This is a genomic window from Tardiphaga sp. 42S5 (assembly GCF_034044155.1).
GTDB classification, from domain to species: Bacteria; Pseudomonadota; Alphaproteobacteria; order Rhizobiales; family Xanthobacteraceae; genus Tardiphaga; species Tardiphaga robiniae.
In genome coordinates this window covers 4,818,502-4,836,775 of record NZ_CP139027.1, presented here as the reverse complement: position 1 = coordinate 4,836,775, position 18,274 = coordinate 4,818,502, and the positions used below count along the sequence as shown (strand labels likewise).

19 protein-coding genes are annotated in these 18,274 nt (G+C 61.1%); 12 read left to right on the top strand and 7 right to left on the bottom strand.

What is annotated here, in order from left to right; genetic code table 11:
- Nucleotides 1-18: 18 nt before the first annotated feature.
- The gene (locus SFY93_RS22535; RefSeq protein ID WP_120286951.1) at nucleotides 19-957 is read left to right on the top strand and encodes an acetamidase/formamidase family protein; all 939 of its coding nucleotides are present in this window, start codon (nucleotides 19-21) and stop codon (nucleotides 955-957) included.
- Between the two features lie 121 nt (nucleotides 958-1,078).
- On the opposite strand, the gene SFY93_RS22530 is transcribed toward SFY93_RS22535, so the two are convergent.
- Nucleotides 1,079-2,271, bottom strand: a protein-coding gene (locus SFY93_RS22530; RefSeq protein ID WP_320444660.1) for an IS3 family transposase whose coding sequence is annotated in 2 segments (ribosomal slippage) — nucleotides 1,079-2,010 and nucleotides 2,010-2,271 — 1,194 coding nt in all. Because the reading frame shifts where the segments join, the coding sequence is not laid out codon by codon here.
- A gap of 138 nt (nucleotides 2,272-2,409) precedes the next feature.
- Nucleotides 2,410-5,103 (bottom strand): winged helix-turn-helix domain-containing protein, encoded by a 2,694-nt coding sequence (locus SFY93_RS22525; protein ID WP_320444659.1) that lies wholly within the window; start codon nucleotides 5,101-5,103, stop codon nucleotides 2,410-2,412.
- Between the two features lie 214 nt (nucleotides 5,104-5,317).
- Here SFY93_RS22525 and SFY93_RS22520 point away from each other — a divergent pair, with 214 nt between their 5' ends.
- The 6 genes from SFY93_RS22520 to SFY93_RS22495 are packed head-to-tail and all read left to right on the top strand — an operon-like array spanning nucleotide 5,318 to nucleotide 10,893.
- Complete coding sequence (locus tag SFY93_RS22520; protein ID WP_320444658.1) at nucleotides 5,318-6,169, top strand: alpha/beta fold hydrolase; 852 nt, start codon at nucleotides 5,318-5,320, stop codon at nucleotides 6,167-6,169.
- Between the two features lie 2 nt (nucleotides 6,170-6,171).
- Nucleotides 6,172-7,461, top strand: coding sequence for an MFS transporter (locus tag SFY93_RS22515; RefSeq protein ID WP_320447824.1), 1,290 nt, complete (start codon nucleotides 6,172-6,174; stop codon nucleotides 7,459-7,461).
- A 54-nt stretch (nucleotides 7,462-7,515) separates the two neighbouring features.
- Nucleotides 7,516-8,700: an LLM class flavin-dependent oxidoreductase gene (locus SFY93_RS22510; RefSeq protein WP_320444657.1), complete on the top strand. Its 1,185-nt coding sequence runs from the start codon at nucleotides 7,516-7,518 to the stop codon at nucleotides 8,698-8,700.
- Between the two features lie 28 nt (nucleotides 8,701-8,728).
- Nucleotides 8,729-9,172 carry a cupin domain-containing protein gene (locus SFY93_RS22505; protein WP_320444656.1) on the top strand — a complete coding sequence of 148 codons (444 nt, stop codon included), beginning with the start codon at nucleotides 8,729-8,731 and terminating at the stop codon, nucleotides 9,170-9,172.
- Between the two features lie 43 nt (nucleotides 9,173-9,215).
- Nucleotides 9,216-9,842 carry an NADPH-dependent FMN reductase gene (locus SFY93_RS22500; protein ID WP_320444655.1) on the top strand — a complete coding sequence of 209 codons (627 nt, stop codon included), beginning with the start codon at nucleotides 9,216-9,218 and terminating at the stop codon, nucleotides 9,840-9,842.
- The gene (locus SFY93_RS22495; RefSeq protein ID WP_320444654.1) at nucleotides 9,793-10,893 is read left to right on the top strand and encodes an alpha/beta hydrolase fold domain-containing protein; all 1,101 of its coding nucleotides are present in this window, start codon (nucleotides 9,793-9,795) and stop codon (nucleotides 10,891-10,893) included. Before SFY93_RS22500 ends, SFY93_RS22495 begins: the two co-directional genes overlap by 50 nt.
- Nucleotides 10,894-10,958: 65 nt before the next feature.
- Here SFY93_RS22495 and SFY93_RS22490 read toward each other — a convergent pair whose 3' ends face one another.
- From SFY93_RS22490 to SFY93_RS22480, 3 genes are read right to left on the bottom strand one after another with little or no spacing between them, the layout of a single operon-like run.
- Nucleotides 10,959-11,249, bottom strand: coding sequence for a hypothetical protein (locus SFY93_RS22490; RefSeq protein ID WP_320444653.1), 291 nt, complete (start codon nucleotides 11,247-11,249; stop codon nucleotides 10,959-10,961).
- Nucleotides 11,246-11,719 (bottom strand): nucleoside deaminase, encoded by a 474-nt coding sequence (locus tag SFY93_RS22485; protein ID WP_320444652.1) that lies wholly within the window; start codon nucleotides 11,717-11,719, stop codon nucleotides 11,246-11,248. The genes SFY93_RS22490 and SFY93_RS22485 overlap by 4 nt, the downstream gene beginning before the upstream one ends.
- A 33-nt stretch (nucleotides 11,720-11,752) precedes the next feature.
- Nucleotides 11,753-12,205, bottom strand: coding sequence for an MBL fold metallo-hydrolase (locus SFY93_RS22480; RefSeq protein WP_320444651.1), 453 nt, complete (start codon nucleotides 12,203-12,205; stop codon nucleotides 11,753-11,755).
- 53 nt (nucleotides 12,206-12,258) lie between these two features.
- Between SFY93_RS22480 and SFY93_RS22475 the strand changes: the two genes are divergently transcribed.
- Nucleotides 12,259-12,798, top strand: coding sequence for a universal stress protein (locus SFY93_RS22475; RefSeq protein WP_320444650.1), 540 nt, complete (start codon nucleotides 12,259-12,261; stop codon nucleotides 12,796-12,798).
- 180 nt (nucleotides 12,799-12,978) lie between these two features.
- On the opposite strand, the gene SFY93_RS22470 is transcribed toward SFY93_RS22475, so the two are convergent.
- A complete protein-coding gene (locus SFY93_RS22470; protein WP_320444649.1) occupies nucleotides 12,979-13,206 on the bottom strand; it encodes a LysR substrate-binding domain-containing protein in 228 nt (75 codons plus the stop codon).
- Nucleotides 13,207-13,229: 23 nt separating this feature from the next.
- Nucleotides 13,230-13,430 carry a hypothetical protein gene (locus tag SFY93_RS22465; protein WP_141137116.1) on the bottom strand — a complete coding sequence of 67 codons (201 nt, stop codon included), beginning with the start codon at nucleotides 13,428-13,430 and terminating at the stop codon, nucleotides 13,230-13,232.
- Nucleotides 13,431-14,259: 829 nt separating this feature from the next.
- Between SFY93_RS22465 and SFY93_RS22460 the strand changes: the two genes are divergently transcribed.
- The 4 genes from SFY93_RS22460 to SFY93_RS22445 all read left to right on the top strand — a co-directional run bounded on the left by SFY93_RS22460 (nucleotide 14,260) and on the right by SFY93_RS22445 (nucleotide 18,128).
- Complete coding sequence (locus SFY93_RS22460; protein WP_320444648.1) at nucleotides 14,260-14,661, top strand: hypothetical protein; 402 nt, start codon at nucleotides 14,260-14,262, stop codon at nucleotides 14,659-14,661.
- A 1,262-nt stretch (nucleotides 14,662-15,923) separates the two neighbouring features.
- The gene (locus tag SFY93_RS22455; protein WP_320444647.1) at nucleotides 15,924-16,604 is read left to right on the top strand and encodes a hypothetical protein; all 681 of its coding nucleotides are present in this window, start codon (nucleotides 15,924-15,926) and stop codon (nucleotides 16,602-16,604) included.
- Nucleotides 16,597-17,172 carry an RNA polymerase sigma factor gene (locus SFY93_RS22450; RefSeq protein ID WP_320444646.1) on the top strand — a complete coding sequence of 192 codons (576 nt, stop codon included), beginning with the start codon at nucleotides 16,597-16,599 and terminating at the stop codon, nucleotides 17,170-17,172. The genes SFY93_RS22455 and SFY93_RS22450 overlap by 8 nt, the downstream gene beginning before the upstream one ends.
- Nucleotides 17,139-18,128, top strand: coding sequence for a FecR family protein (locus SFY93_RS22445; RefSeq protein ID WP_320444645.1), 990 nt, complete (start codon nucleotides 17,139-17,141; stop codon nucleotides 18,126-18,128). Before SFY93_RS22450 ends, SFY93_RS22445 begins: the two co-directional genes overlap by 34 nt.
- The last annotated feature ends 146 nt before the right edge of the window (nucleotides 18,129-18,274 follow it).

Below are 18,274 nucleotides of genomic sequence, written 5' to 3'. Positions count from 1 at the left end.
TCATCTAAGGAGTTGCCTATGTCCCGCCGTCACGAAATCTCTTCCGCCCCCGAGAACATGGTGTGGGGATATATCGACAGCACCACCAAGCCGGTGCTCGAGATCGCATCGGGGGATACGGTGACGCTGCATTCGTTTCCAGCAGGCGGCAAGGAGGCCCTGCCGCCGGACCTCAGCATCGTGCCGGCGGACTATCTGGCCGCGCTCGACCAACTCGTGCAGGGCGGTGGCCCGCACTTCATCACGGGGCCGGTCTATGTGAAGGGCGCACAGCCCGGCGATGTCCTGCAGATAGATATTCTCGACGTGAAAGTCCGCCAGGACTGGGGCTTCGTTGCGATCCTGCCATTGCTTGGTACGCTGCCGGACGAGTTTACCGACTATGAGACGATCCACCCGACCATCGATCACGCACGGAATGTCTGCGTGATGCCATGGGGACTGGAGATTCCGCTCGACCCGTTTTTCGGAATTATCGCAACCGCGCCGCCGCCGGCCTGGGGCCGCTGCGGCTCGCCGGTGCCGCGCAAATTCGGCGGCAACATGGACAACAAGGAGCTGCGCGCCGGCACGACGCTCTATCTGCCGGTGTTCAACGAGGGCGCGCTGTTCTTCGCCGGCGACGGACACGGCGTACAGGGCGACGGCGAGGTCTGCATCACCGCGCTGGAGACCGGCGTCACCGGCACGTTCCGTCTCACCGTCCGCAAGGACATGGATCTGAAATGGCCGTTCGCCGAGAGTTCTACGCACCTGATCTCGATCGGTCTCGATGAAGATCTCGACGATGCGGCCAAGCAGGCGGTGCGGGAGATGGTGAACCACGTATGCGATCGTACCAACCTGTCGCGCAATCAGGCCTACATGCTGTGCTCGCTCGCGGGCAATCTTCGGGTGACACAGTTGGTCGATGGCAACAAGGGCATCCACATGTTGCTGCCAAAAGCGTATTTGTAACGTGATCCTTGAGAGCCCGTTTAAGGACGGGAGGTCAACTGTTGGCGGCGCAAAGCCGCCGTTTCCGCACAGCCAACCAAGAGAGTATCTACCGAGTTTGGTTTGGAGCTGGCCTGCCCCATTAGGGAGGTCCGCTGGATAAGTTAGAGCTCCGGCGGTTGTAGTCGCCGAGATTGGCTGAGCGTGGTGGAGCGTAGAGGATGCTGGCCGCACGAGGCAAGATGGCTTGCGGTGTCGGCGGTACATAGCCGAGTGAGCTGTGCGGCCTGATCGTGTTGTAGTGCTGCCGCCAGTTCTCGATCAGGATCTGAGCCTCCTTCAGTGTGTAGAAGATTTCCCCGTTGAGCAGTTCGTCGCGAAGCTTGCCGTTGAAGCTCTCGCAGTATCCATTCTCCCAAGGTGATCCTGGCTCGATGTAGAGCGTCTTGACGCCGATGCGGCCCAGCCATTCGCGAACAGTAATGGCGGTAAATTCGGCGCCATTGTCTGACCGGATATGCGCCGGCGGACCATGCCGAGCGAACAGATCGGTCAACACCGCCAGCACGTCGTCGCTTCGGATCTGACGCTGGACGTGGATCGCCAAGCACTCACGGCTGAACTCATCGATCACCGTCAGCATGCGGAAGGCCTTGCCGTCGTGGGTGCGGTCAGCCACGAAGTCATAGCTCCAGACGTGACCGCGATAGCGTGGACGCAGTCGAACACACGATCCATCGTTCAGCCATAGACGGCCACGTTTCGGCTGTCGGTGCGGCACTTTCAGCCCCTCTCGACGCCAGATGCGCTCCACCCGCTTGGCATTTACCGTCCAGCCTTCCTGACGAAGCAGGGCTGTGATGCGGCGATAGCCATAGCGACCATAGTTCGAAGCCAGCCGGACGATATCCGCCGTCAGGCGCTTCTCATCGGATCGTGGCTGCAAACGCCGGCGCGGGGTCGAGCGGTGCTGGCCAGTCACACGACATGCACGACGCTCGGACACACCGAGCGCCGCACAGACATGGGCTACGCCAGCACGACGTCGGGAAGGGCTCAGTACTTTCCCTCGACGACTTCCTTCAGGATCAGCGCGTCCAGCGTCAGATTGGAGACCGCTTTCCTGAGCCGCGCGTTCTCCTTCTCCAACGCTTTCAGCCGTGCTGCCTGGGTCATCTTCAGACCGCCATACTCACGACGCCAGCGGTAGTAACTCTGCTCCGATATCCCGAGGCTGCGGCAGATCGCACCGGTCTTCTCACCCTGTGAAAGCCGAACCTCAGCTTCGCGCAACATCCCGATGATCTGCTCTGCCGTGTAGTGTTTCCGTGCCATTCCGTGCTCCTTTCAAAGCCCAAAATAGCCGAAACTCTAACTCTCAAACCGGACCACTTCTCAGGGGGAAGGCCAGGTTGGCACGGCCAACTGCAATGGCCGCTACTTGCGCAAAGCGGACTTTGTCGTTCTGGCATGCTAAATCAGCCCGAGCGATCGTGCTCGCTCAAGTGACCCAGCGCGTTTACGGATGCCGATCTTGTTGAAGATCTGCTGCATGTACCATTTGACCGAGCCTTCGGTCATTCCGACGCGCACCGCGATCTCGCGGTTCTGTAGGCCGGCGCTGGCCATCTGCAGGATTTCTGCCTGGATGCGGGTGAGCCGCTCGGGGCTGGGCATGCTGGCGGCATGGGCCTGTGGTCTAGTTGCCGTCGAAGAAACGTTGCAATCGGCAGCGGCGGCCTGCAGCAATCGGGCGACGAGCAAATCCGTTGCGGAGGTGCGGATATGTGAGGCGCCGAGCTGTTCCTGCAGCAGGCGCGTGATTGGCGCACCCTCGTCGAGAAAGCTGCGCACGAAGCCGCCGGTGACGGCGCGGGCCAGCGCGCTGCGCAATTCGCGTTGCGCACGGGTCGTCTGGCCCTGCGCAACATAAGCGCGGGCAAGCTGTAACTCCCACCGGATCGCCGACCGAAAGGCGCCGGCCCTGACCGCGAAACGCTTCCAAATCCGGCCGAGCTCGATGGCGGGTGTCAGATCGCCGCGCGCGGTCGCGAGCCTGAACCACGAGACGGCGCGCATTTCGTCTCGCGTCGTGCAGTCTGCCCGCGGCTGCATACCGTCAGCCGCGCCGAGCAGTCCTTCCTGGCGCCCGATCTCGAAAGCGCGTTGCTGCTCGCCGTCATCTAGCAGCAACTTCACTCGTTCTCCGATCATGGCCTGACGCAGGCGCGCCAGCGACCGGCTCTCGGCCAGCACCATGCCCTCGTCTAGGCGGCGATGGGCGGCCGCCATGTCGCCCGCGTACGCCAGCAGTTTTGCGCCGGTGACATAGCCCGCCACATACTGGTCGATGAAGCCGACCCGCGGCGCCAGATGATGCCGGTCGATCAGCGCTTTAGCCTGCGTGAGGTCGTTGCGCTCGTAGCAGACTTCGGCGAGTAGCAAAGCAGGCACCGACGCGATCCATTCGGCTTCGACGAGATTGCCGGCGATGCTTGCGGCTTCCTCGAGCCGCCGAGCCGCTGTCGCAAGGTCGCCGCGCATGGCATGAGTAGGTCCAAGCACTGAGAGGTGCCACACCATGCCGAGCAGGCGTTCGCCGAGATTGAATTCGCGCACGCCCGTGGCTTCAAGTTCAGCTGCGTCGGTGAAATCGAACTGCTCGCGCCGCGCATACAGCAGCGAGCCGAAGATCGTGCCGCGGGTATAGTGGTCGAAACTGTCGATGCGCTTCAGCAATTCGGCGCATTTGCGCCCGGCGGCGATCTGATCGTCCTCATATTGCGCCGTCAGCATACGGCTGTGGAGCACAAGGCCTTCGAGTTCGGCCGCATCGTCGCGCAAGGTGGTCTCGTCGGCGAGCCGCAAGAAATCCTCGACAAGACCGAAGCGCCAGCCGGTGGACGCACCGCGCGCTGCGAATACCGCCGCGCGCGGGTGCTGCCGCAACACATCCTGAGGCAGTTTGAGCGCCATTGCGGTGACCAGTTCGCCTTGTCCGGTAAGGCAGGCGCGCATGCCGAACACGTCCAGCAGCGCGGCGGCTTTGTCCCATGCCTCGGCACGCAGGGCGCAATCAAAGGCTTCCGGCATTCGATTGTCGCGCTCGAACCAGTCGGCGCCGCGCAACGCGATCGCATCATGCTCCACGCGGCCAGATCGCATCAGCAGGGATCGAAGATAGGTCGCAAACAGCGGATGAAGCCGGTAGTCCTGTCCGCAGCCATCGACGGGATGGATGAACAGGCCCGCGCTCACGGCGTCGTCGAGTAATTCCGCGCTGGTCTCGATGGCGAGCGCGGCGTCGCAGGCGCCCGCGGTTAATGTGCCAAGTCCGGAGGCGCCGATCAAGAAATCGCACAGCGGTGCTGGCAGTGGTTGCAGGATTTCTTCGGCGAAAAAGTCATCCATCAGGCGGGAGCCGCGCCGCATCTCGCGTAGCAGTGCGGGCACACCGATCGCGCTGGCGCGCTGCAGATAAATGCCGACCGCTGCCGGCCATCCGCCGGTCGCGTCCGCAATCTCGGTCGACGCGCGCTGATCTAGCTCCAGCCCGAACTCAACGGCGGCGATCTCCGTCAATTCGTCTGCCGTTAGTCGCAAATCCCCGACGCCGATATCGCGCACGCGTTTCAGCGCGCGCGCGCGCGCCAGGGCGACGCGGAGCGGATGGCGCGTCGTCAGTAATAGCGCATGCTGATGCAGCTCGAGCTGCAGGAAGAACGTGCACAGGCTCTGCGCGATGGCATCCGGCAAGACATGGCCGCCATCGACCAGCACGATGCCGCGCGTCCGCGTGCCGAGCCAGTTGCGGATGAAAGGCATCAGTGCGTGATGATCGTCGAGCTGGATCGCCGCATGCAGCCGGCTGCCGCTGCGGATCACCGTTGCGCGGTCATCGTCGAGCATGATGTAGAGCGGTTGGTAGTCGGCCTTCGCTAATTCGCGCATCCATTGCCGCAGCAGGCTGGATTTGCCGTAGCCTGCAGGCGCATTAACCAGCGTGAGAGGCGGGAGGGATGTCCGTTTCAGCCCAAGAGACAGACGGTGGCGAACAATGCCCGATGCAAGTTCCGCATGCTCGTCGGTCGTTGCGTCGCCACCATTTATGAAGGCGACCGGCAGCGGTGGGATTTCCCAAATATCTTCAACGATATAGTCGGTCATCATTTCCACCCGCAGAGATCTGGCGCTTTGCAAGGATGGTGCCAACCGGCGCATCCCGGCGCTCTTCAACGGGTATGATGACAGCCGGAGCGCAAGCCGCAAGCGCTTTACCGTCGCATAAATGTCATTCGCTATCTTTCGATAGGTGACGCTCCGCGACCCTGGCCCCTAGCCTCCCGTCAGACTTCACATTCAGGCGGATCGAGGGGGATTTATGGCATCGGTACTTGATCGAACGAAAGCGGCGCTCGACGGCTTCGAGCGGCAGGAGATCGAGATCAACGGCATCAACACCGTGGTCTACAGCGCGGGGTCCGGCGAGCCGCTGGTCTATCTGCATGGCTCGGGCACCTTCGCCGGCTTCGGCTTTGCGCGGCATTGGGTGAAGACCCATCGCGTCATTCTTCCCTACCACCCCGGTTTCGGCGAATCCGCCGATGACGCTCGCATCGAGTCGATCAACGACCATGTGCTGCATTATCTCGATCTGTTCGACGCACTCGGCCTCGATCAGATCAACCTGGTCGGTTCCTCGCTCGGCGGCTGGATCGCATCGGAGATCGCAATCGTACAGCCGGCGCGTATCGCGCGGCTGGTTCTGGTATCGCCAGGCGGACTGGTGATCAAGGATGTACCGTCCACCGATCTGTTCACCGTGCCTCCGAAGGATGTGTCAGTCTATCTGGTCGCCGATCCCGCGGTGCTGGCACCGTTCATGCCGGAAGGTCACGACCTCGACTTTATGACGCTGCGCTATCGCGAGACCATCTCGTCGGCGCGGCTCGTGTGGGAACGGCCCGGCAATCCCAAGCTCGACCAGTGGCTGCATCGCATCTCCGCGCCCACGCTGCTGCTGTGGGGCGAGGGTGATCGCATCAAGCCGTTCGCGCAGGCCGAGATCTGGCTCAAGCTGCTTCCGAATGCGCAGCTCGAAACCATGGCGGGTGTCGGTCACCTGCCGCTCGACGAGCAGCCTGTTGCTGCCGCCGGGATCGTTTCGAACTTCTTGAACGAGAGCCCCGCCGCTGCAAAACCTGCCGCGCGCATCACCAAGAAGGCGTCGTGACCATGCAGCCGAGCCCGTGGAAGCCTTGGTATATAGTGTTCATGCTGACGCTGTTCATGGTGTTGGCTTTCGCCGATCGCGCCGTCCTCGGCTTTGCCGCCGTGCCGATCATGCGCGATCTCAATATGTCGCCGAGCGAGTTCGGTCTCGCCGCCGGCGCCATGTATTGGCTCTATCCCGTGGCCGGCATTGCCGGTGGTTTTGCGCTGAACCGCTATCCCGCCAAATGGGTGCTGACGGTGCTCGCTGTGATCTGGGCACTCTCGCAGCTGCCGATGCTATGGGCCACCACACATACGGAAGTGGTGATGGCCCGTGCATTGCTCGGCATCGGCGAAGGTCCGGCCTTCGCGGTGGCTTTGCATGCCTGCTTCAAGTGGTTCGAGGACAAGGACCGCGCGATGCCGACCAGCGTTGTCTCGGAAGGCGCGGCCTTCGGCATCATCTTCGCAAGCCCGGTGGTCGCCTATCTCATCGCCGGTTATGGCTGGCGGACCGGCTTCGCCGTGCTCGCGGCACTGACCCTGCTATGGGTGGTGGTCTGGATGATCACCGGCAGCGAAGGCAAGGTGCAGACGGCGACGCCTCGCGTGACCGAAGTCAAACGGGTGCCATATCCGAAGCTGCTGCTCGATCGCACATTCCTCGGCAACACCATCGCCGGCTTCTCGGTCGCCTGCGGCATCACCATCTTCCTGGCTTGGCTGCCGCCATATCTGCTGAAAGGCCTCGGCTATTCGACGACCCAGGCCGGCTGGCTCACTACGCTGCCTTGGCTGACCAGCATCGTACTAGTGTTGATCGGTAGTTTCGTGTCGCAGAAACTGATCCAGAAGGGCGTGTCGAGCCGGCTTTCGCGCGGATGGATGCTGACAGGTGCGCTTGGCCTCGGCGGCTTCTCCACCATCGCAATGACGCAGCTGCAGCCGGGGGCGCTGCAACTGCTGCTGCTGTCTATCGGATTCGGCCTGCCAACGCTGGTCTGGACGCTGAGCCCGGCGATCATCGCCGAAGTGACGCCGGTGGCGCAGCGCGGCGGCATGCTCGCGGTGTTCGCCACCGTGGCGAACACCGCCGCTGGATCCTTCGCACCCTATTTCATGGGCATTCTGGTGGAACGCGGCGCCACCCAGGCCCAGGGCTATGCGACCGGCTTCATGATCCTCGGGGCGCTGCAGCTCGGTGTCGCGCTGATCGCCTGGCTGCTCATCAATCCCGAAGCGACGACGGCCTCCTTCGCAAAAACCAGCACCGCGGTGACACCGGGTGAGGCTGCGCCCGCGCAGGCCTGATCCGCACGTCACTCAGCAACAACTGTCATCCTTGCATTCAACGAGGCGCCAATCATGCCGATCCTTCCTGATACCGAATTCATGGCCTGGCATTTCATGCCGTATTACGATCTGCCAGAGAATATCGACGACTACGAGTCGCTCTGGGTCGATTTCCCGAATAAATATTTCGATCCGAAGAAGGGCCACGAATATTACGAACGCTACCTGTCCGAGCTGGTGCTTGCCGACAAGCTCGGTTTCGACGGCGTCTGCATCAACGAGCATCACAATACGCCCTACAGCCTGATGCCGGTGCCGAGCATTCTGGCAGGCGCGTTGATCCCGCAGACCAAAGGCAAGATCTGCGTGATGGGCACGCCGGCCGGCCTCGACCATCCGCATCGGCTGGCGGAATCCTATGCCATGCTCGACGTGATGTCGGGCGGTCGCATGGAATTCGCGTTCCCGCTGGGCACGCCGATGGAATACTGGTCCAGCAACGTCAATCCGGTCACTGCCCGCGAGCGCCAGCGCGAGGCGCTGGAAGTGATCATGAAGATGTGGACACAGGAAGGGCCGATCAGTCACTCCGGGCGATTCTACAACTATCGCTACCTTAATATGTGGCCGAGGCCGTATCAGCAGCCGCACCCGCCGGTCTATTTGGTTGGATCGGGAAGTCCCGGCACCATCGAGCTCGCCGCTGAAATGGGCTTTGGCTATTCGTCGACTTTCAGCCCGATCACCTCGCAACTCGCGGCGCAGAAGACGCTGAAGGAGCGCGCCGCGCATTACGGCCATACGATCCGTCCATCGCAGGTGCCGATCGTCTGCATGTGCTACATCGGTGATGACGATGAGAGCGCGCTGGCCGAGATGGAGCCGCATGTGCGCTATTTCTTTACCACGCTGACCCGTGCGGGCCGCTTCATCGATGCACCAGGCTATCTGTCGCTGGAGGAATTCCAGAAGCGCAACGGCCGCATGCTGCCGTCCAGTCATGGCGGCGCATTCGACTGGGCTCAGATCCGTCAGCAGTTCCGTGTCGTTGCAGGCACCGCCAGGACAGTGGCGGACACGATCGAGAAGTGGGCAGAGGAGGCGCAGACCAGCCGCATCATCTTCCAGATCCATCGCGGAAATATGCCGCATTGGAAGGTCGTGCGCACGATCACCGGGCTCGCCAACGAGGTCATTCCGATGCTCAAGGAACGGCGCCGGCTGGCCGACGCCGAACTGTCCGTCGCCGCCGAATAGCGCCATTCAAATCGAAGGAATCGCAACCATGATCATGACCCCCGGCGTCACCAACGCCACGTCGAGTGTCCAGGACATCACCTGGAATATTCTCGGTCAGACCTATGTGCCGAAGCAGCTCTCGGAAAACTCGTTGTCCTGGCATGCCACGTTTCCGCCGGACACGTTCGTGCCGCCGCATATCCATCCGACTCAGGATGAGTTCATCTATATACTGGAAGGCACGCTCGACTTCTGGCTCGACGGTACGGATGCGCAGGCGAAGCCCGGCGATCTCGCCCGGCTCCCGATGGGGATTCCGCACGGCATCTTCAACAAGTCCGGGCAGACGGTGAAGTGCCTGTTCTGGGTGTCCCCGACGCGAAAACTGTTCGACCTGTTCAAGGCGATCCACAACGTACCGGATCCGGCCGAGGTCGTGCGGCTGGCCGCCTTGCACGAAGTCGAATTCCTCCCGCCTCCCGGCGCTTGACATCTGGCGCACCGGACTCGCGAAAACGCCCTGGCGGAAAGACATGATGAACGCTCTCTTTAATAAGCCACGCAAGCCCCTGATCGTCGGGATCGGCGGCACGCATCGCCCCAATTCTTCGTCCGAACTGGCGGCGCGCTACGCGCTCGGGATCGCGGCGCAGGCCGGTGTGCGAGTGCAGATGTTCGATGGCCCGTCGCTTTCATTTCCGCTGTACAATCCCGCCGACCCGGTGCGCGACAAGTACGCTATGTCGTTCGTCGCCGCCCTGCGCGATGCCGACGGGATCATTCTCGCCGCGCCTGCCTATCACGGCGGCATCTCGGGCCTTATCAAGAACGCGCTCGACTATACCGAGGACATGAACCGCGACGCGCGCGTCTATTTCGACGGGCGCGCAGTGGGGAGCATCGCCTGCGCCGGTGGCTGGCAGGCGGCTGGTGGAACACTATCAGCCCTGCGCTCGGTTGTTCACGCATTGCGCGGCTGGAACACGCCGCTTGGCGTGACGATCAACACAGCCAGCAAGATATTCGATGGCGATACTTGCCTTGACCTCGATGTCGAGCGCAATCTTGCGGTTATGGCGCGACAGGTCGTCAGCTTCGCGCGGGCGATGAATGCGCAGCGCGTCGATGGGGTGGACGCGCCAGGAATGCAGTATCTTTAGTGGCAAGACAGCAAAGGACGCCGGGAGGATCACGATGACAGAGCTGGCCGCGCCACGTTCTTCCAGAGGACCCAGCGTTACTTTCCTGCCCGATGGCACGACGCATATCGTCGATTTGCACGTCCCACTCCCCACCAGCATCAGCGCAGCCGCCGCCAATATGATAAGGCTGCGCAACAGCTTGCCCGACCCGACCAATGGTTTGACCGCACCGATCGAGATCGAGCGCAAATTCTATGATGAGGCGCAGGCGATCCTCGAGGCGCAGTTGCTCGAGATGTATGCGGTCTCGGTCGAGTCCGTGACGGTCGGCGGCGTGCCGGGACGACTGGTAACGCCGCGGGACCTTGCACCAGGGACACACGGGCAGTTGCTGGTCAATCTGCATGGCGGCGCATTCAAGCTTGGTGCCCGCTCGATCGCCGAGGCTGTCCCGATCGCAGCGCGCACCGGACTGCCGGTGCTCGCTGTCGACTACCGTCTGGCCCCAGAACATTCCTATCCTGCCGCCGTCGATGACACGGTTGCGGCCTATCGTGCGCTACTCGAGACCCGAGCCGCAAAGGATATCGCAATCTACGGATCATCTGCAGGCGCCGTTTTGGCGGCGCAGGCCGTCGTCCGTGCGCGTCAGCTCGCGTTGCCGCTGCCCGCCGCAATCGGCTTCTTCTCCGGCACTGCGGATTTCACCAGGACTGGCGATACGGAAGCCTTGTTCGGCGTGATCGGACTGGCGCCGCGTGTAACGACAGTGCTGGAACAGGCCAGGGGCTATCTCGCTGACGCACATCTGAGCGACCCGGTACTGTCGCCGATCCATGCCAACCTCGACGGCTTTCCGCCGACACTATGCATGTCCGGGACCCGCGATTTCTTCCTCAGCGGAACCTGCAATTTCCACCGGGCGCTATTGTGCGTCGACGTTGATGCAAGACTGGTTGTGTTCGATGCGATGCCGCATGTCCATTGGACCAAGTACCCAGAGCTGCTGGAAACGACCGAAGCACTCGATATTCAGGCCAGGTTCTTGACGGAGCACTTAAGTTCCTAACAGCAGATCATGACCCTTCCGGATTATGTACTCCAAAAATGAGCAGACGCATCTGATTCTGTTCGTCAGCTTGTGGCGCAGAGAGGACATTGGTCGGAAGGGACGTGCGCAACGTTCACCGCGTTCGAAGTATGTGGGTGGTCGTTGGCCTCCTCGACCAGGGCCAGCGTCCACACCTTGCAGAGATGCAGATGCGGATTGGCAAAGGATTCCGTCACCAACCGCCCTTTAGCGTCGATTACCTCGTTAGCTTCATAGGCGAGCGCCGCGATCGTGCCATTCGCAATGGCGATATCGGTGGCCTCTGGCTGACCGCGCAGGCGTGCTCCCTTGATGAGGATGTCACAGCTGGTCATAGGGTGCTTGCCCATTGTGCGAGGACGTCGACGGCTTCGGTGTCGCACCATTGCTCCGCCGGCAGCTTGCGCTGGTTGATCGGCAGACCGGTTTGCTCGCGCAACTCGCGCACGGTGATCGGCCGGGAAAGGTTGGGCATGGCCTGCATCGATTGCTGCGTGGACGCGCCGTAATAGACGCGGTCAATCCGCGACAGCAGCATCGTCGCGACGCAGAGCGAGCAAGGCTCGCAGGACGTATAGAGCTCGCAACCTTCGAGATTGATGGTCTGTAGCTTGCTGCAGGCATCACGGATTGCCTCTACTTCGCTGTGCGAGGTCGGATCGCAGCGAAAGACGGCCTGATTGTAGCCTTCGCCGATGATCTGGCCATCGCGGACCACGACGGCACCGAAGGGGCCAAGGCCCTTCCGGATCAGCGCCTTGCGCGACAGTTCGATCGCCCGCGCCATGAATTTGTCGTTGAACATCGAAACTCCGTCGAAGCGCCCGTGCTCAGGCCATCATGCGATGTCGCGCTGCAGCCAGTCCAGATGTCGCGCCACCGATTTATCCATCGCTTGCTTGGCACCCATTGGAATGACAGCATTCCAGAAAGCCCCATAGATCGCGTCATAGCTGTAGGGCGCAACCCGATCGGCGATCTTCCGGACGGCGGCGGCGCCATGGGGAATGAAATTCGGATAGGAGCGCATGAAGCCGAGATGCTTGCGGTCGGCCACGACCTGCAGGATGTCGCCGGACAGAAGCGCGCCGCGGCCGCCCGCGCCTTGCGCCCAATGCATGATCGTGCCGCCATCATAATGGCCGCCGAGACGGACCAGGGTCATGCCTGGCGCGATCTCCCCGGTGTCGCCGGACCACAATGTCAGGCAATCGTCCTTGCGCATTATCCATTCACGGTCGGCCTCGTGCAGATAGACCGGGACGTCGAAGGCACGGCCCCATTCGACCATGGTCGTGTAGTAGTGTGGATGTGTCCCATGAGTGAATTTTTGAGAAATGCTTCGTGCATGAAGTATCGGATGTGTTCGTCGAGTACGGACGGATGCGCGACCTGATGATTATTCCGGCCGCACCCTCTTACGATCAGTGGCACGCCGAGTCTGTAATCTTTGGAACAGGAAAGCCAACTCTGATTCTTCCGGAAAGGGCGCTCGCCGAGACGTTCAAGCTCAATACCGTGATGGTCGCTTGGGACTTCAGCCGTACGGCGGCGCGCGCGATCGCCGATGCAATCGGCATTCTCGAAAAGGCCAAGGACGTTCGGGTCGTGACCGTTCAAAATGAAAAGGAGATCGATACGAAGCGTTCGAGCGAAGAGGTCGCCAAGAACCTGTCACGGCACGGAATTAGCGTGACCTTGGAAAACGTTGATGCGGCGGGGCGGCCAATTGGTGAAGTGCTTAAAGCATCCGCAGCATCGTGCGGTGCGGATTTGCTGGTAATGGGCGCATATGGTCATTCTAGATTCCGGGAGTTCATTCTCGGGGGCGCAACGCAAAGCCTGTTGCCCGATCCACCGCTCCCGATAATGTTCTCTCACTGATGAGAATAGCTAGCGCTCGGCTTCGACGGCGGAGTTTTTCGAAAAAACCGGCGCAAAGCGGACGTAGGTAAGCCCGCCGTTACCGCAGTGACGTCACAAGGTGCTGGGCAGACACCTGCTGGATATTCGGTCAAAGGGCCGCTCTTTCAAGTTGAAATCGCAAGCGCGGCACTACGAAATCTACAAGGCGCGTAGCTTTAATGGCAATCGGTTTTGCCTGTCACAGAGAACATGAACCGGCCGCGGCGGTGGCTCGAATTCTTCAAGCACAAGCTTCAGCCGACCGGCGCGCGCATATTCGCCCACCCGATAGGACACAGCACATGTAAGGCCTGCGCCCGATAAACCAGTGTCGATCGCTGCATCGATGGTGTTGGCGCTTAGGCGAGATTGGAATGACGCGGTCACTTCCTCGCCATTTGAAGCGGTCTCTAGTCGCGAATGTGCTCGTTCGCTGCAGGGAGTAACTCATAGATCACGTCACTCAGGTTGGTCGCTTGTCCTTTGAGCAAACCAACTGTTTCGAGGCGTGCGTATCGTGTGCGATCGATCGCGCCGGCCGTGTACTTCCTGCCGCCACTTTTTGCGATTTCGCGCAAAAGCTTAAGGTCGTCTTCTGATAGGGCAATCAAGTTAGCACTCCGAATCAAACGATGTCGGTCCGCATATTAGACCTACGGACCCTCAGCTCACATCGACGTTAGGGAACCAATCCGCAGTCGTAAGCGGGATTGCTGCGTTCCGTGCCCGCGGGGAAGTGGAGCGGCGCACGGATGCGCTGTGTGGGCAGCGACGGGGAGCGGCACGCCTTGTTTTTCTATCGCATTCAGGACGCCGGTGAAGGTGATGGCAGGTGGCGGAGAGCCGGAAACGAGGGTGCCCTGTTGTGCCTCAGCTTTTCTGGGGTACCCTCCGAGGGAACGTCGTAAATAGTTGCATACGCTTGAACAATGGTGGGCGCACAAGGGATCGATCTTGGCCTCTCCCGTGTGAAGGTACTAGCTCCGAGGAACATTGAGAGAATACAAGGCCATAGCCGGCGCCCAGTAGGCGGCAAAGGCCACTGCAGGGCACCAGAATGCGCAGGTTGCGCGCCACCAGAAAAGCGAAAGCCCCGCCGGGGAAACGGGGTTCTCTACTGTCTTGGGGATGTGGGCGCTTGGGGGACCACCCACGCTAGGTGGACGTCCGGTCGCGGGAAAGGTTCAACCCTGCGACGAAATGGCCTTATGGCTGGGCGACGGGTGCCCATGCAGGCTCGGAACTCTCGATGATGCCAAAGTGTCTCCAAGAAGTCTGTTGACGCCTTTGGGCGGGTTGCCTGTTTGGAGTCGATGTTAGCGCCGAGGGGGCTGGGCATCGGGGGCGCTTGCTTCCTCGTCATCTTCCTGGTCGCGTCGTACCGATGGTTCTAGCTCGGGCTGCCCTGGGCTGCCACTATCGGCAAAACAGGGGGCGGGGATGGATTGGTCAGTCATCATATTGCTGGCGCTTGTGGGCGTCTTCTTTCTGTGGCGGTCCTCAAAGAACGAAGAGAAGGCCAAGGTTGCCTCAGCTCGCCTGGAGAGCGACACGAAGCTCTATCAGCACATCAAGACGGGTATGCGGGAGTACAATTTCCGCGAACACGAGGGGCAGTTCTGGAAGGCGAAGGATGGCAAGCTGCTGTTTGACACAGCGCACATGTCAGCCTTCCACGTCGATCATTTCGCGGAAACCCGGGTCGGGTTCTACTTCAGAGACTTGCAGGAATACGGGCTCTACGGCGGCTTCGCTGGCAACGGCGACGAATTCCATGACAGCTACTATCGGACCGACCGCACATTCCGAAAGGAAGAGGTGCTGGTAACGCTGGACGGTTGAGCGCCCGATCTGCTTGACGGGGTTCAACGCATCGGCGCACGATTCCTCCCATGCAAAAAATTCAGGCATTGACGTTCGGCGGTGGGCGCAAAGGTGCGGGTCGGCCGAAGGGCAGTGGTCTGTATGGCGAGCCTACAGTCACCGTGCGGATATCCCGGACGCAAATGCCGGGGTAGGTGCCAGCAATGGGGTCTTCGAATGAACCGCCGCTGCTATTCATTTTCATTTTTTGTCATTAGCAGAATTCACGCCCGACGCGGAAAGTTCTCGACCTTTGGATGTCCGCCGCGACTCATTATTGTAGCTGATGCGGTCAGCGAAAGTTCTCTTCACAGCCGTTGATATCCATCAACCGCGCATCTGCCGTGGGTCGGGAATTGCAACCGTTGCCCACTCCTGCGTCGATTCTCGCGAAAGACGCTTGTGTCGATGCCCATCGACAAATTCGCCGTGTGCTCTCCAAAGCCTGACTAGCTAGAAGCGCGGGGCCCGTATGGGGCTGGCTATACGCGCTCTGGTTCCTTGCGCTTATAGCTCTTCTCATCATCATCTGCAGCGGATGACTGATGGCCTGGCCGAGCGTTTGGGATGGGCCGTAGGAGCAGCCAGAATATCTGCGTAACTCTTCCAGGCATGTGATCAAGATCCAGATGACAGCATTCGACCGGTCGACAATGCTACATGTGGGTGATACACAGAGCTCAAATGCGGTAGTCTTAAATTATTGTTTTTATTGTCTTTACTGGCGGTTGGTTCGATCCCGCCCCTGGGCACCATTTCAATCCGAAAATTGCTGGTATCGCTGTTGCCCCCGAATTTCAGGGGGCAGACCGGGGCAACAAGCTAATTAGTGTTCGGCAAGCGGTGATCCCGCCTGAAGCGGTTTTCTCCGAAGGTAATGGCTATAAATCGGTAACCATTGCTTCAATTGGGGCACCGACAGTATCCGAGGCAGAACTATTGAGGTGCCCCTTTAGATAAATTGGCATCGCCTCCGATGTCCGCGTTTGGCTCGAACGAGCCGTGAGTGCTCTCTGGCTTCCTGCTAATTGTTGGGAGTTCTACGCGGAAGTCGAGTTGACCGGGGGTGTCACCAAACTGTTACCTAAACGAGCGTAAGAGACGGACGGGCTATTGGTCGCTGCTGGCGTGCGACCGCATCGTATTCCTGTTCAGGATGTGTCGGCGTGAAGACCTGGTGCTCATCGAGCCGTTATCGCCGATGGCACGCAGTCATTCGCGTCACTTTTTTGGTATCCAGCGTGCTCCCATTCACCTTGATCGCGAATTCGCGGGTCGCACTATCCGAGACGGTCGCGTCGGACACGGTTTTGCAGTTTGACATTCCTCGGCAGTCTCTGGCGTCGGCGCTTGATCGATACAGCGCCACGACGGGCATCGTCGGGCTCTATCAGGGGCGTCTCACCATCGGGCGCGTGTCGAAGACGGTGGCGGGGCGCTTCACGCCGGCCGCGGCACTTGCGCTGCTGCTGCACGATAGCGGTCTGCGGGCGGAATACGCCGCGGCAGATGCTTTCGCGATCGTCGCGGCTCCTGGCGTCTCGCCGGCGATGAAACTGGTCAATGCTGTGGCGCGAGCCGGCATCATACAGCAGGATGCGATCCAGCAGGGGTACTCCGCGCTGCTTCAGGAAAAGATCAGCGATGCGCTGTGTGGAAGCACGCTGACGCGTCCGGGAGACTACCGTGTCGCGCTGAATTTCGGGGTCGGGCCGGCAGGCGGGGTCGAGCATTTCAACCTGCTTGGATCGTCCGGCGACGACAAGCGCGACGACGCCATCTTCAACGCGCTGCAATCGCTTGCGATCGGGCGGCCGGCGCCCGCTCATATGCCGCAGCCGTTCACGATCGTCGTGCTGCCGATATCGTCCGGCGGCACCGTCGATTGCCGTCCGACCAGAAGTGCCGGCCGCAATGGCTGAGAAACCGCATTTGCCCGCCATGCCGGAGCCGGCCGATTGCTTCTCATCGCGCCCGCAGAGTGCGTCGGCACTGCTGGCGTTGCAGGAGCTTTTGATCAACCGGTATGGCGATCTCAAAACCCGGCTGGCGCGTCGCCTTGGCTCGCAGGAATGGGCCGAAGAGGCGCTGCAGGACACTTATTTGCGCCTGAACGGCGCCGAGCTGACCGGAACGGTGCGCAACCCGACCGCTTATTTGTTCAGGACCGCCTTCAACATTGCTCTCAACCGCGTGCGCGCCGACCAGCGCCGGTTGTCGGCGGTCGAAGTTGAGGGGCTGCTCCACATCGCCGACGAAGCCCCCGATGCATTGCAGATATTCGAAGGCCGCTCCGATATCGCGCGTCTCGGCGCGATCCTCGCACGGCTGCCGGCGCGGCAGCGCGCGATCCTGCTGGCATCGCGCGTCGAAGGAGCGTCGCGGCTGCAGATCTCCAAACGCTTCTCAATATCGGTGAGCATGGTCGACAAGGAATTGCAGCAGGCGCAGGAATATTGCGCGACGCGGTTTGGCTGGAAAAAGATATGACGATGCAATCCACGCATGAACTGGCGCCTCTCGACCGTGAAGCCCATGCATGGGTCCGGCGCCTGACATCAGGGGAGGCCACCGCAACCGACGCGGATGCGCTGCGCGAATGGTGCGGGCGGAGCCCCGCGCATGCAACTGCGTTCTCCGCCGCAAGCCGGCTGTGGCGTCAGTTCGGCCCCGCGGCGCGCGTTTTGGAGGACAGCCGGGCGCCGTCGGATTTGTCTGCGCGGCGCGCGAGGACGATGGGGCGCCGCGCCTTCCTCGGCGGCGCGCTTGCAGCCTCGGCAGCCGGGGTGATGCTGGTGAAGCCACCGCTCGATCTCTGGCCATCGTTCGCCGAATTGCAGGCCGATTTCCGAACCGGTGTCGGCGAGCAACGGACTATCTCGGTGTCCGACGGGGTTGCGATTGAGATGAATGGACGGACGAGCATCTCGGTGGCGTCGGATGCCATCGAACTGATTACGGGCGAGGCCTCGTTCGCGCTTCCGGAAAGCCGTCCGCGGCAGTTCGAGGTCGTTGCCGGCAACGGCAGGGCGTCCGCCACGAATGCGCGTTTTGATATCCGCCATATCGGTGCGCATGTGCGGGTGACATGCTTCGCGAACGAAGTCCGGATCGAGCATCTTGACCGCACCATGACGCTCGGCCCTCGTCAGCAGGTCAGCTATCGGGCCGACGTGATTGAAGATGTTCTTACCATTGATCCTGCGGTCGCTTCTGCGTGGCAGCGTGGGTTGATGATCTTCAACATGACGCCGCTCGGTGACGTGATCGACGAGTTGAATCGCTACCGGTCGGGCCGCATCGTTCTGCTGGACCGAAGCCTCGCAGAAAGCCCCGTCAACGGTCGCTTCAAGATCGATCGTCCCGACGATGCCCTGGCCCAGATCGAACTGGCGTTCAGCGTCCGTCGACGGACCTTGCCGGGCGGATTGATCCTGCTCGGCTGACCTCTGCCGTTACCTGCGCTGGCTCGCGATCGCAGTGACATGAAAAATTCATAAATTTCCGGTGGGGGCCGCGAAGGCTCAGGTGTCTCAGGGAGGACGTTACATTTGCCGGAGTCGTTCCCGGCGAATCCTGTCTGCCTTCGGAA